11 protein-coding genes and 1 other RNA gene are annotated in these 13,225 nt (G+C 55.7%); 8 read left to right on the top strand and 4 right to left on the bottom strand.

Translation table 11 applies throughout. The features are described 5' to 3' along the window. The first annotated feature begins 32 nt into the window (after positions 1 to 32). Together DMP05_RS02540 and DMP05_RS02535 are read left to right on the top strand one after the other, a co-directional pair. Positions 33 to 1,427: a zinc ribbon domain-containing protein gene (locus tag DMP05_RS02540; protein ID WP_123219009.1), complete on the top strand. Its 1,395-nt coding sequence runs from the start codon at positions 33 to 35 to the stop codon at positions 1,425 to 1,427. 323 nt (positions 1,428 to 1,750) lie between these two features. Then, positions 1,751 to 3,058: a hypothetical protein gene (locus tag DMP05_RS02535; RefSeq protein ID WP_148039679.1), complete on the top strand. Its 1,308-nt coding sequence runs from the start codon at positions 1,751 to 1,753 to the stop codon at positions 3,056 to 3,058. Positions 3,059 to 3,203: 145 nt separating this feature from the next. On the opposite strand, the gene DMP05_RS02530 is transcribed toward DMP05_RS02535, so the two are convergent. Beyond that, positions 3,204 to 4,595 carry a zinc ribbon domain-containing protein gene (locus DMP05_RS02530; protein ID WP_123219007.1) on the bottom strand — a complete coding sequence of 464 codons (1,392 nt, stop codon included), beginning with the start codon at positions 4,593 to 4,595 and terminating at the stop codon, positions 3,204 to 3,206. Between the two features lie 247 nt (positions 4,596 to 4,842). On the opposite strand from DMP05_RS02530, the gene DMP05_RS02525 reads away from it, so the two are divergent. Continuing rightward, positions 4,843 to 5,763, top strand: coding sequence for a Ppx/GppA phosphatase family protein (locus tag DMP05_RS02525; RefSeq protein ID WP_123219006.1), 921 nt, complete (start codon positions 4,843 to 4,845; stop codon positions 5,761 to 5,763). Between the two features lie 111 nt (positions 5,764 to 5,874). Here DMP05_RS02525 and DMP05_RS02520 read toward each other — a convergent pair whose 3' ends face one another. After that, on the bottom strand, positions 5,875 to 6,321 hold the full coding sequence (locus DMP05_RS02520) for an Hsp20/alpha crystallin family protein (protein WP_114615198.1): 447 nt from the start codon (positions 6,319 to 6,321) through the stop codon (positions 5,875 to 5,877). Between the two features lie 384 nt (positions 6,322 to 6,705). On the opposite strand from DMP05_RS02520, the gene DMP05_RS02515 reads away from it, so the two are divergent. Next, on the top strand, positions 6,706 to 8,043 hold the full coding sequence (locus DMP05_RS02515) for a sodium-dependent transporter (RefSeq protein ID WP_123219005.1): 1,338 nt from the start codon (positions 6,706 to 6,708) through the stop codon (positions 8,041 to 8,043). A 357-nt stretch (positions 8,044 to 8,400) separates the two neighbouring features. Here the strand turns inward: DMP05_RS02515 and DMP05_RS02510 are convergent, their stop codons facing one another. Both DMP05_RS02510 and DMP05_RS02505 read right to left on the bottom strand, forming a co-directional pair. Further along, positions 8,401 to 8,778, bottom strand: coding sequence for a fluoride efflux transporter FluC (locus DMP05_RS02510; protein WP_123219004.1), 378 nt, complete (start codon positions 8,776 to 8,778; stop codon positions 8,401 to 8,403). Continuing rightward, entirely contained in the window at positions 8,775 to 9,248 is a 474-nt protein-coding gene (locus DMP05_RS02505; RefSeq protein WP_114615195.1) for a fluoride efflux transporter FluC, read from the bottom strand. The genes DMP05_RS02510 and DMP05_RS02505 overlap by 4 nt, the downstream gene beginning before the upstream one ends. A 206-nt stretch (positions 9,249 to 9,454) precedes the next feature. Here DMP05_RS02505 and ffs point away from each other — a divergent pair. The 4 genes from ffs to DMP05_RS02485 all read left to right on the top strand — a co-directional run bounded on the left by ffs (position 9,455) and on the right by DMP05_RS02485 (position 13,122). After that, positions 9,455 to 9,548, top strand: an RNA gene (gene ffs / locus DMP05_RS02500) — signal recognition particle sRNA small type. 122 nt (positions 9,549 to 9,670) lie between these two features. Next, positions 9,671 to 10,354 (top strand): VTT domain-containing protein, encoded by a 684-nt coding sequence (locus tag DMP05_RS02495; protein WP_123219003.1) that lies wholly within the window; start codon positions 9,671 to 9,673, stop codon positions 10,352 to 10,354. A 297-nt stretch (positions 10,355 to 10,651) separates the two neighbouring features. Next, the gene (locus DMP05_RS02490) at positions 10,652 to 12,073 is read left to right on the top strand and encodes a WG repeat-containing protein (RefSeq protein WP_123219002.1); all 1,422 of its coding nucleotides are present in this window, start codon (positions 10,652 to 10,654) and stop codon (positions 12,071 to 12,073) included. 5 nt (positions 12,074 to 12,078) lie between these two features. After that, positions 12,079 to 13,122 (top strand): hypothetical protein, encoded by a 1,044-nt coding sequence (locus DMP05_RS02485; RefSeq protein WP_148039678.1) that lies wholly within the window; start codon positions 12,079 to 12,081, stop codon positions 13,120 to 13,122. Positions 13,123 to 13,225: the final 103 nt, after the last annotated feature.

Here is a 13,225-nt window from a genome sequence, read left to right as displayed (position 1 = left end):
TACCGAGCGAAAAGAAGCGAATCAGGCAAAGGATGACAGGCATGTATTGCACGAAATGCGGCGCGAAACTTCCCCGTGATGCAAGGTTCTGCATGAACTGCGGAAAGCCGGTAGCGGCAATTGCGCCCGCGAAGGTTGTTGAGCCAACGGGAGCGCCCGTGAAGGCAGTCAACCCCGCAGCTGCGTCCAGGGAGGCCGCTGCACCTGCAGCTGCGCCTGCGAAGACCGTCGTGCCGGCGTTTGTGTCGGAAGCGGCGGACGCGGGAAGGCATGATGCCTCGCCAAGCGGCCATCCCTCAAACGTTTCTTCACAAAATGGTTCTGCAAGCTTTGACTCCTTGCAAAGTGATTCCTCATTCAGCGATTCCTCGCTCGAAAGCGCCGCTTTTGTGGACGAGCCTGAAAAATCATGCGAGGCCGGCACATGCGATGCGTCTTCGGCGCCTCAAAGCAGCGCCTCGCCAAAGCGTCCCGAAACGTTGCGTGGTGCGGTGAATGCCACGAAACATCGCTCGCGTCGCCGCGTGCCTATGGTCGTGCTGGTCGCGCTGGCCATGGCTCTTGCTGCGGGCACGGCATATGCCGCTTACCGCGTCTACACCGACATGTGGCTCCCCGCGCAGCAGGCCCAAAACGAGCAAACCGTCGAAGCGCCCGAGGAAATCACATATTCGGTTGAAACTCGCTCGATGGATGTGAGCGTGCCGGTCGATCCATATGATGCGCCAGGCAAACGCGAGGCACAGAAGTGGTACTATCCGCACATCGAGGCCTCAACGCAAAGCGACGCGGTCGATAAAATCAACGCCGCCCTCGAGGAATCCATGCGCACCGATGTCGAGAAGACGAATGCGGCTCCCGATACCGCGAAAGACATGGGAGGCGCCATCGTGTTCATATGCCAGTATCGCTCTATCACGCTGACCTATATCGATAACGACATCGTATGCGTGCGCGACCAGCGCTACGATACGGGATGGGGTCCGCATGGCTCGACGACGGTAACGGGGTGCGCTTACAGTTTGGAAACGGGTGATCCCATCGACCCGGTATCGGCGTTTGGCCTCACTCCCGAACAGGCAAAATCGGCCGTTGCCGATGCAGTCACTGCGTATCTCGCCACCGATCCGAGCGATGTTCTGAGCACGAACGCAGTCGTGAGGGATATCACGAACATGTGCTTGATGAACCCTGCGCTGGGAAGTGGCGTTGATGTCGAAAACCCGCTTGACGGATGCTCCCATTTCTATATCGCAAGCGAAGGCCTGGTGTTTGCGACGGAGGATCACCAAATGGGCAGCTATGCATACGGAAGGCGTGAGATTCTGGTCGCTCCGAGTGACGGCAGCCTTGCGAAAGCCGGCGATACGGTTGCCATCGAAGCACCCATGGACTTCTCTGGTTCGGGTCAAGCATCTTCGCAGTAGCGGGACCTTATCGCGTTGCGGAGCGAGTGAACGAAGGGCCGCTGCGGCGAAAGCATGGGCGCGCCTTGCAGCCAAGGCTCTATGCACTGCAGGCAAAGCGCCCTTTCCAGGGTTGGTCTGCGAAGCGTTGCTCGGCTTCGCGGGCAGCCTCCCGTAGTTCGTGTTTTAGGCTTTACCGAAGGCGCGTCTCGAGCGGGCTGCAGCTAGGTTGTTCCCCGAAAATAACGCTTAAACGGGGTAAAATAATTGCATGATACCGTCGACCGTTGGATTTCGATATGAACGTAATTGACCAACTGAAAACTCCGCAAGGCCGAATTCCCGTGCACAATGTTCGTTTGACGCAAGGCGATTCGCCGTATCTTGAATTCGTGCCGGCGAATGCAGCCGAACGCTTCACGACCCCTGATCAGGCCATGCCGCGCCCTGCGTCGCAAACTGGCATAGAAGACCTCGCTTTTGTCGATAAAAATGGGCTGTTGCCGCTGGCTCTGCAAACGGGCCCTTTGTTCGGAACGGATGTGCGCGAGTCGCTTGTCGATTGGCAAAGCGCCGCGAATGTGGCCCGTGCGGTTGTCACGGTGCAGGAAGTGGTGAATGGCGGCAAGCCGCTCGCGGTGTTGCAGGCCGATGAAGAATCGCAATCGGAAGCGCTCGTCGCGAAAACCCTGGTGAAGAATGTTGAAACGGGAAATGACTTCTCGATTTTCGCCATTTCGTTCGCCGTTGATGCTTCCATAGAAAATGGCTACGTGGCGCATATGCCAAACATGCCGTGGCTGAAGAAATTCGTGGGTGACGAATTCGACTATGTGATAGGCGACATCGAACACGACCCAGACGGTGCCGATTATCTTACGGTTACGCTCTTTTCGTTCGAGTGCGAAATTGCGCCGCTCGACTTTGCCCTGGTGCTTTCGTGCTTCTATGATGGCGCCCATGCGGTTGCGCTTATCGACCAGGCGAAAAAGACTATTGCAGGTTTTGGCGAGGCCGAGGGAGAAGCTGAAAAGGCTTCGTTGATTCGGCTCGACGCGGCAACCGTCGAAGGCAAACTTGATGTTTGGGAATCGGAACTCTGCGAAGATGACATGGTCTCGCTTCGCCATTTGGTTCAGGCGCTCATATCGCTGCATTTGGAAGGCGTGCGCGTCGACTTGTTCCGCTCCACCGAAGACGATGATTTCTTGAGCTTCGACACCTATCTTGCGTACCTTTGGTTTTTGTTCTCGAAAAAGCTCGGCGACGTGAAAATCGGCTATTGCGCCCGGTGCGGCAAGGCATTTTCGCTCGCTCGTCGCCGCGGCGTGCCGAAAAAGTACTGCAGCGAAGAATGCAAGACGGCCGCGAAAAATGATAAAACCCGTCAATTGCAGATCGATATTCGTCAGGCGTATGCGGAAGGCGATGGCGTGAGCGAAATCGCAGCCGCGTTTTTCCCAAAGCAGGCGAGCGGCGTTGCGTGCGATAAAGTTCGCCATATGCTCTCAACGTGGGTTGAGCTCAAGCATGACGTCGACGCCGATATCGCCCAGGGCTCGGGTGATATCGTGAAACGTTGCGTCGCTGAAGGCGTGTTTGATCAAAAATACGTAGAGAGGCGAATGAAGGCCTTGAAGAAGGTAAGGTAGCGGGCGAAACGACGCCTGCGATGCGCCTCATATAAAGCAATGCCGGGTGGCTCGATTGGCCGATCCTCGATTGAGACAATCGACATATAACGCGATAGGGCCGATTCGGGCCGTCCGGCGTCGGAGCGGTTTGGGTCGCTCGTCCTTACGCCTTTTCCACGTAGGTGCCCATGCTCATGCGGTACGTTGAGGTTTGGAAGGGGCTTTCGAAATACTTTGTGTTCGTTGAGGCCGAAAGCGACATGGTGTTCGACTCGCCGTCGCCCGCCGAAATCGTCGCATACGATTCGCCGCCCGTGAACGTCACCTGGTTTTCGGCGTCGTTGAGCTCGATGCTGAAATTGTCTTTGCCGAATTCGTGCTCAATTGCGCCAGTGAGGTTGCCCGAAAGGTTGACGGGCAGGTAGTACTGGCCCGATGAGTTCTTGGATGTGTCGCCCGAGTACTTCCAATCGAGCGAATACGTGGCTGCGACCTGGCCATTTTCACCATCGCTTGTGAACTCGATCGTCGAATTGGTCGTGCCCGTTTTGAACAGTCCGCTTCCTGTATCGGTGTATTCGAACTTCTTGCCCGCGAAGTTCGTTTTTGTCTGCATGTTGGAAACCGCTGTATCGCCCGTGGGCTTCCAGCAATTGCCGTCGAAAACGAACGTGCGGGTATTGGTTGCGGTGTCGGTCGCGAACCAGAACGTATACGAAACCTCCTGCGTGGCGGTAGAGGTGTAGGCGCTGTTGCTGGAATCGAGCGTCGAAGAGAAATTCGATATTTCGTAGTCGTCACTTTCCGAGGCTTCACTTATGCGCCCGACGCCTTGCAGCGGCGTGGTGGTGTTGCCGGTGATGGAAGGCCCAAGAAGGCTGACCCATGTGTCGCCCTGTTTGACGAAGTAGGCCTCGCCTGTGAAATCGGTTTTGAAGAAGTCGTTTTCCATCGATCCCGAAAAATATACATGGCGCGCTTTGTTGCTGCCCGTAATTGCCGCACCGATTTCACCCGTCGATTCGTCTTCCTGCTTGTCGATCTTGAGGTTTTTCAAATCGTAAGGCTGGGCGGTAACGTAGTCGTTTGCCACGATGCCATCAGCTACGGTCGAGCTGTTTTGGAGCGCTTGGCGCACGGTGTCTTCGGGCACGTTGTTTGCCATGTTGAAGCCAACGACGGCCGCTACGATGATGGCCGCCACGGCAGCGATTGCGCCCGCGACAATGCCTTTGCTTTTTTTGGTTGTGAGGAATTGTCCAACGTGCGATGCCGCGTTACTTCCTTGATGCACGCTGAAGGAATTACCGATTGAGCTGCCGAAATGAGCTGGTTCACCGCATGCGTTCGTCGAGTCGGGCGCTTCAGGCGCGCCGCTTTCCGCATTGTTGGGCACCGCATGCGGCGCGGTCGTGGACTGCGCAACATCCCCGCTGCCCTCGGTGCTTGTTGTGGTGGCCGCGGTGGCCGACGAAGCGGCACTCACGTTCGTTCCGCATGACGCGCAAAAATTCGCATCGTCTGGCAGGTTGTATCCGCAACAGGGACATTTCATGATGGTTCCTTTCGTCGCCGTGTTTCGATGACCCCATAGTAGAAATAAAGACACCTATGAAAAATGGGTATAAACCGGGTAAAAAAATTCGTGAGGAATCGAGACGCTACGCGGGCTTGCGGGGCGGAATTGCTCCATGGCTTGCGCTGCTGTGTTCTGGCGATTTGACATACGCTTTACGTGCGTCTCTCGTCAATCGGTATACTTAAATGTTGCATCACGAAATTCTGAAAGGCGGAATTGCTCCATGAAGTATGCGGTCATCGATGTTGGGTCGAACACGGTGCGCTTGTGCGTCTACGACGTGTTGTGTCCCGAGAAACGCAAGTTCAAAACCATCATGAACCGCAAAATCATGGCGGGTTTGGCGGCATATATCGTCGATGGGGCGTTTTCCGACGAAGGTATAGCCGAGGCGATTCTGGCGGTAAAAAAATGCATAAAGCGTGCGAGCTATTTGTCGCCCGACCGCATTGACGTGTTCGCGACTGCCGTGCTGCGCAATATCTCAAACAGCGCGCAGGCGATCGCGGCAATCGAGCAGGGCGCGGGTTGCACGATTTCGCTGCTCTCGAATGCCGATGAGGCGCATTTGGGATTTGTAGGCGCGTCATCGCGCGGTACGTTGGATGATGGCGCCCTTATCGATATTGGCGGTGGTTCGACCGAGATTACCGTTATTGAAAATGGTATCGACGTTGCGCGTACGAGTTTGCCGCAGGGGTCGCTTTCTTCATACAAGCGTTTTGTGGGCGACATTCTGCCTACCCAAAACGAGATTTCGGCCATTCGCGCGAGCGTTCGCAGACTTATTGCCGCCGACAAAACGGGCGCCTGTACTGGCTCGGCCCAAGAACTCTACGGTGTCGGTGGCTCCATTCGCGCGCTTTCGGAAGTGAACGCATGGGTTGTGCCTGGCGCTTCGAGCGAAGAAATTATGCGCAACGATGTGAATCGCATGTTGCGCGACGTCGTTGGGCATCGCCGCGCGTTCATCGACGCGGTTCTGCACGTCTCTCCTGAGCGAATTCATACCATCGTGTGCGGGTTGGCGATTCTTGTCGAGGTCTTCGAGGAACTCGACGGGGAACGCTTGCGCATTTGCGATCGCGGCGTGCGCGAGGGGTATTTGATTGAGCGCATGCTTGAAGAGCCGAAGTCGAAATAGCGAAAGAGCTTGCTTATTGTTCACGCATCGCTCCCATGGGCAGCAAAAAAAAGCCGACCCGCATTGCGCGGGCCGGCTTTTTTATAGAAAGGGGAGACTCGGGAAAATCAATTACTCGATGCCGATGACCTTTTTGGTCTCTTCGGGTGCGGGGAGCTGCTTCTTGGGCACGGTAACCTTCAAGATGCCGTTTTCGAATTTCGCGGAAATGTCGTCTTCGGAAATGTCATCACCAACATAGAAGCTGCGGCTGCAGCTGCCAGTGAAGCGCTCCTTGCGAAGATAGGTACCCTGTTCGTCCTTGTCTTCGGTCTCGGTTTCGGTGTTCGCGCTCACGGTAAGGTAGCCGTCTTGCAACTCGGCGTGAACGTTTTCCTTCTTGAAGCCCGGCAAATCGATGTCAAGCTCGAAAGCCTTCTCGGTTTCCTTGATGTCGGTCTTCATCATGGCCGGTGCGGGCTTTTGGCCTTGCGGACGGTTCCCAAAGAATCCCATGTCCCAAGGGTCGCTCAAAAAGTCGCTCAAGAAATCGTTCCTACGTGCAGGTACCAACATCATGACTCACTGCCTTTCTCGTACGGGGCCATCGCCTCGCTCTTTCTTTTGACAATTTGCAGTATAGGAGCTTTTTAGCACTCTGCAAGTGAGAGTGCTAAATGCCGCCGTTTCGTTACCTTGGTAACATTTTGCGGTTGCGGGAGTGTGCGTTTCGGCCTAGGCGAGGGAAGTCAAAGATTGCGCTCGCGCGCTCGCGCCGATGAAGGCGGGCTGGCTTATGCAGATGGGGGCTTGTTTTGCACGCCTCGGCTTTGATTGGCCAGTACCGACCTGGCCCACTGTGCCCTTTCGTGCGCTTATTGGCCAGCGAAATGTTCGTTTGGCATGCGGCTTGAACACGAAGTCTGCTATCGTGAGCGGGTTGCAATTCAGAAAGGGGCCCTTATGGCCGAAAACACTACATCGCGAGACTCGTTCAGCGGCAAAACCGCATTCATCATTTCCTGCATTGGCTCGGCGGTGGGCCTTTCGGGCATTTGGCTGTTCCCGTATCGCGTATCCCAATACGGCGGCGCGGCGTTCCTGATTCCCTATTTGTTCTTCGTCGTGGTGCTGGGCATTACGGGCGTCATTGGCGAAATGGCGTTTGGCCGCGCCGTGGGCACGGGCCCTATGGGCGCGTTTTCGAAGGCGCTTGAAATGCGCGGCGTGAAAAACGGTGACAAAATCGGCCGCGTTATTGGCATTATTCCCGTGCTGGGCGCGCTCGGCATTGCCATTGGCTATGCCGTGGTCATCGGCTGGTTCATCAAATACCTCATCGAGGCGGCATGCGGAACGCTGGTGACGCAGCCCGATATGGCGGCGTTCTTCGGTTCGATCGCCGGGCCATTTGGCAGCGTTGGATACCATGTGGCAGCGCTTGCCATTACGCTGGCCGTTATGGCGTTCGGCGTATCGCGCGGCATTGAGCGACTGAATAAAATCATGATGCCCATTTTCTTTATTTTGTTCTGCGTGCTGCTCGTGCGCGTGGCCATGCTGCCGGGCGCACTCGATGGCTATACGTATTTGTTTGTGCCCCATTGGGAGGCGCTCGCGAATCCGCAAACGTGGGTTTTGGCTCTTGGCCAGGCATTTTTTGGGTTGTCGCTCGCAGGAGGCGGCACGCTGGTGTATGGCAGCTACTTGAAGAACGACATCGATGTTGTGTCGTCGGCCAAAAACGTGGTGCTGTTTTCGACGCTCGCCGCGGTGCTTTCCGCCATGGTGGTTATTCCTGCGGTGTTCGCGCTTGGCGTCGACCCGCTTTCGGGCCCGCCGTTGCTCTTCATCACGCTGCCCCAGGTGTTTGCCGATATGCCGTTCGGCGGCCTGTTCTGCTTCTTGTTCTTCTTGGCGGTGGCGTGCGCTGCGCTTACGAGCTTGTTGAATTTGTTCGAGCCGCCCATCGAAGCGTTGCAGAGCCAGCTGAATATGCCGCGTTGGGCTGCGGTTCTCGTCGTGTTCGTCGTGGCGCTTGGCGTAGGCGTGTTTATCGAAGACGGCAACGCCGTGGGGGCGTGGATGGATTTCGTTTCGATTTACGCGATTCCGCTGGGCGCGCTGTGTGCGGCGATTATGTTCTTCTGGGTGTGCCCGAAGGGTTTCGCAAAGGCTCAAGCGCAGCTCGGTCGCAAAAAGCCTTTGGGAGCATGGTTTGAGCCCATGGCGCGCTATGTATTCGTGGGACTTACGGCACTCGTGATTGTGCTCGGTATCGCGCTCGGTGGCATTGGATAATAGTCTCTTTTAGAAACTATATATCGTAAATAAAGTTTTATGAAGTGTGTACCCTGTTCCAGTTTTGTCGCATGAAAGGCATCGAATCAAAAGTCGCGACCAGGCGTTTTCGTGCGAATCTGGATGCGTCTTTTCGCGAATCGCAATCTAGGATACGCACTTCGTCAATAGTTACTTTGAGAAACCTAATTTTTATAAATCCAACTAAAATTGTTGGTTGCTATCGCGCTTTCGGTCGAAGCGGTTATGACGGATATGCCTTCGCTGCCCGCGATTACGCTGGCGTGGCGGTAAGCGTAGCTCTGCTTACGGTAGCGATTGCGGTGACGTTCTTCATCTTGTAGTATCGATAAGAAACTAATAGAGAATGTGATGCGCCGTGACGAATCCAAGCGCTGCGGCGCCCAGTGTGCACGCATAGGTCGCGGCCACATACGCAACACCCAAAGCGCGCTCTCCGCCAAGTATCAGGTCGACAGCTTCGCAATTCATGGTCGAAAGCGTGGAGAAGCCGCCAAGAAAGCCCATGGTCAGTGCCGTATAAAAGGTTTGATTCGTGGCCGTGGAGCTTGCAAGGGCAGCACCCGCAATGGTACAGGCGCACAGGTTGATGAAGAAAGTGGGCCAGGAGAACGCGCTTTTGAAAATCAGCTTCATGAAGGTTGAGGCTTTATGGCGGCACAGCGCACCGAGTGCGCCGCCGAGGCCTACCGCCAAAAACGAGAGTACGCTCATCGCGCAGCACCTACTTCCGTCTTACGGGCACGATGCGCTTCGAGCGCGCGCGACGCGCGGTGCCCGGCGAGTGCCGCAATGAACGTTGTCGCGATGGTCGCGGCCATGTATGCTGCGAAAATCTCGTAGCGCCCTGCTTGCAAAAATGCGAGGCATTCGGTCGAGAACGCGGAAATGGTGGTAAATGCGCCCACAAGTCCAATGCCCATCGATTTTACAAGGGGCGCGGGCAGCTGCGTGCGCCGACCAACATATTGGTTGATGATTTCTAAAGTAAAGCAGCCGAAGATATTCACGATGAGCGTGGCTGCGGGAAAGCCCCCTTGCGCAGGCAGGGCAACTTCAAGGGCATAGCGAAGGGAAGCGCCCAGAAAGCCCATGAGCAGAACGAGCGGTGTGAGTGCGTGGGGGTCGGAAAGCGCATGCCTCGCTGCAAGCGCGAAATGCGAATTGTGTTCATGCGTATTCATGTGGCCCCTTTCAACGGCGAGAGTATAGCGCAACGGCAAAGCGCGGGCGTCGATTGAACGACCAATCTTTTCGCCCTTCGGTCTTTCCGAGGTTCTATGATTCGCCTTTGCTGGGCGCGGAGAGTCCGTGGGTTTTTTGTTGCGCAGAAGGTGAAGGGCTCGTCCCTTTGTTGGCTCGGGTATACTGGGCACGTTCCAAATGCCTTGGATGGGCTTGGGCGGCGCCATGTTCCGAACCTGGTCAGGTCGGGGACGAAGCAGCCATAAGGGGCCTCTGGCGAGCGCCCACGCCTATCCAATGCATTGGCATGTTCTGAGGGGCCATATGGCCCCTCTTTTTGCAAAATCGGGGTAACGTTTCTCGGAAACGAAGCGGCTTCAAGCTATCGTTCTTTGGAGTTATTCCAGATGAAAGGTCATTCGTGAACGTCATTCAATTCTTTTTGAACTTGCTTTCCGACCCGCGAGGCGCCATTGCTGGCTGGATTATTTCGCTCGGTGCGGTATGGGTCTATACGCCGCTGTTCTTTATCGTGTTCATTGAAACGGGCTTGGTATTCTTCCCGTTTTTGCCGGGCGACTCGCTTCTGTTCGCGGCAGGCGTGTTTTCTGCCGACGGCGGCGGCTTGAATATTTGGGCCACGCTCATCGTGTTCTATGTGGCTGCCATTCTCGGCAACACGTCGAACTACTGGATTGCCCGCTTCTTCGGCGCGCGCATTATCGATTCTGGCAAAATCAAGGCGCTCACGCCCGAGCGCATGGCCAAGCTCGATCACTTTTTCGCGAAATACGGCGGCCTTACCATCGTCATTACGCGTTTCATGCCATTCTTTCGCACGTTTGCGCCGTTCATCGCGGGCACGGGCCACATGAATTTCGGCAAGTTCACCCTGTTCAACGCCATTGGCGGCATTTCATGGGTAAGCCTGTTCGTGCTCGTGGGCTATTTCTTCGGCGGCATCCCATTTGTGCAGGACCACTTCGAGGTCATCGTTTTGGGCATTGTCGCGGTGTCGGTGGCGCCTGCGTTTATCGGCGCGGTGAAAGCGGCGATGAGTTCGAAGAAGGGCGACAAAACGAAGAACGCCAAGCACGCGAAGTAATGCTGCCCTGCCGCAGCGCATTCCAAGCATGCGAAATAACGCGACTTGGTCGTACCGTACCTATATACACATTCAAAGGCGTGCTCCTCGGGACACGCCTTTTCTGTATTGGCGCGGGCGGGGGCGCACGTTCTTTGCCACGGAGCCTCTTTTCTGGGCGTGTCGCTCGCGAAAGCGCGTTCCGAAGTTTTGGGCTAAGGTAAAAATAAATTTACCCGCTTAAAACCTCCTAACACCGCTGCCTGTAATTTCTATAATGCAGATAAAGGAAACAGCGAAGGAAAGGTGGGAACGCATATGGGCGTTGCAAAAAATGTGCTGCGCATACGCGGTTTTGCAGCTGCTGGCATTTCTGTTGCATGCATGCTCGCTGCAGCCTGCTTGGCTGCGGGAGTACCGTGCAATCAGGTAGCATATGCTTCTGAAACGGAATCCCAATCGCAGACGGCAAACGCGCAGAATGTACAAAGCAGCAGCTATTTATATGCGGTGCGAGATTCCGAAACGAATTTATGGGGCTTTGTCGATGCGGCGGGGACGCAAGTGATTCCGTGCCAGTTCGAGTCACTTGGAAGTTTGCCGGGGCAATCGCCCAGTCTTGTGACGACGTATTCGCCGAACAACGGGACAAAGTCCTATTTCCCCGATTTTGGATGCGCCTATGATTTGCCGGGCGGCGTGATGAACGATGATCCGTTCCCTGCACAAGATCCCGATACCGAAAAATGGGGCTATATTGACAAGTCGGGCGAATGGGCTATCGAGCCCGAATACGAGCAAGCGCGCATGTTCAGCGATGGGCTTGGCCTGGTGTACTCTGAAGACAAGGGTGCAGGTTTCGTAAATGCCCAAGGCGAACTCGTGGCGAGCGGTTACATTGCCGCCACGTCGTTCAGTGACGGCGTGGCGTTCGTTTCGGGCAAGCTCGACGACGAGAAAAACGGCATCAAGCACAATAATCACTATGCTGCGATTGATAAGAACGGTGCGTGGGCGCTCGACTCAGCGAAAAGCTCTACCGAAACCGATCGCTATTGTTATAAGCAGCCCATCTTCTTCCACGATGGCGTGGGCTTCGAAGGCATCAAAGATGGCAAGGCTATCTACATCGACAGCAAAGGCAACGAAGCGCTCAGCGCGAGTTCTGGCCACGATGGCGTGAGCATTGTTGACGCGGGACCGTTTTACGACGGATATGCCACTATAGAGTTGCAGGGCGTCGATATGTGGGCCAAAGCAGGTTACACTGGCATGGGTGGCACCACGGCATATGGTCTTATCGATAAAACGGGCGCCCTCGTGAAAGACCCGACAGCGAAGTCTACGCAATGGGCAACGCTTGTCGACTTGTGGGGCGGCATTAACCACGCGGGCGGCGGAATGGTTGCTGCGCAGGATTCGGTTTCGGGCCTGTGGGGTTACCTCGATGCGAAATCGGGCGAATGGAAGATTCAGCCGCTCTTCTCGGAAGCCAAGCCGTTTGCCGATGGCATGGCGTATGCAAAAGATTTCGCGACAGACGATTGGGGCATCATCGACGATTCCGGCGCATGGACGGCTGTTCCTCGTTTGGATAACTTCAATTCCGACGATCAATCCCTTGTTGCCGCAGGTGGCCTTGTGTACGGTACCGCCGAGGCGGTGGGCGGTGCCGCGCCTGTTACTTCAGAAGGCTGGATGAATGCCCAAGGTATTTGGGTTGCGTCGTGGAAGTTGTGATGCAAATGAAGCGTTTGAAAATGAACCATGCCTCATGGCTGCGTGCCACTGTTGCGATTGCGTTTGCGGCCTGCGCGCTTGCTGCCCTTGCCGGCTGCGCTTCTCCGAAGGTGGAAGTTGAGCAGTCGCAGGTGCAAAGCGATTTTGAGGCGACCGAGCAATCCCTGATAGCCGATGGCGTTTTGGTGCAAAGCCCTTACGTTGACAACAACAATTACGCGCTTACTGCGTTCGATGTTTCCGATTCCCACGTGGCTGACGACGGCGCGAATGTGTTCAATGCCAAGGCGACGTTTGAGAACAGCGCCTTCCGCACCACGATGGACGTTGTGGCAACCTATGCGAAAGACGGCGATTCCTATATGCCGAACTTTGAGACATCGAACGCTTCGACGAAGGCCGTTTCGGGTATCGTATATGACCCCCAGGGCACGTTGAGCTCGTCTGATTTGAAAAATATTCAAGACGTCGATTTTGACGAAGAAGCTCAAACGTGCACCGTTTCGGTGGCGTACGAGCCCGAATGGTTTGAAAGTGTGCAGGGCGATGTAAAGTACGTCTATCGCTTCGATGGCACGTCGTGGGCGCCCGATGCCAGCGCAAACAGCTCTGCCGCCGTGAGCTACAGCCCGCTCGTGGCGACGTATGATCAGTTCGATGCCGATACCGACAAGGGAGGCTGCCTTACTAAGATCGACATCGTGAGCCTCGATGAGAAAACGGGCGAAGTAACCGCGAACGTTACTTGGACGCGCGGCAAGCATTCTAACCATGCCGCCGCTGCCGCTCTGCGAAGCGTTACCGACGATACCGATGTCACGATCGATGCCACAGTGGAAGGCACACTGTATTCTGCACCCACCGAAGAGGGTAAGCATCGCGTGACGGCAACGCTTACGGGCACGGCCTCAAACGGCAAACCGATGGTCGTAGGCATATTTGCTGGCGGCGATGGGTACACCGAGAATGGGATGATTGTCTACAACGCATCGGTGCAAACCGACGATGCGTCCTATACCTGCGGCAGCACTATCTCGAAGAAAATCTAGCGAGCGAGCTTCTATCAATACGGCGAACTCTTTCAGAAGCGTCCGGCAACCCCGGGCGCTTCTTCTATAATAGGGCGGAATGCACAAGGCGCCGCGAGCGCCG

The sequence above is a fragment of the Slackia isoflavoniconvertens genome, from assembly GCF_003725955.1.
GTDB classification, from domain to species: domain Bacteria; phylum Actinomycetota; class Coriobacteriia; order Coriobacteriales; family Eggerthellaceae; genus Slackia; species Slackia isoflavoniconvertens.
Note: the sequence above shows the minus strand (reverse complement) of the source record. Positions and strands in the feature narration are given on the sequence as shown.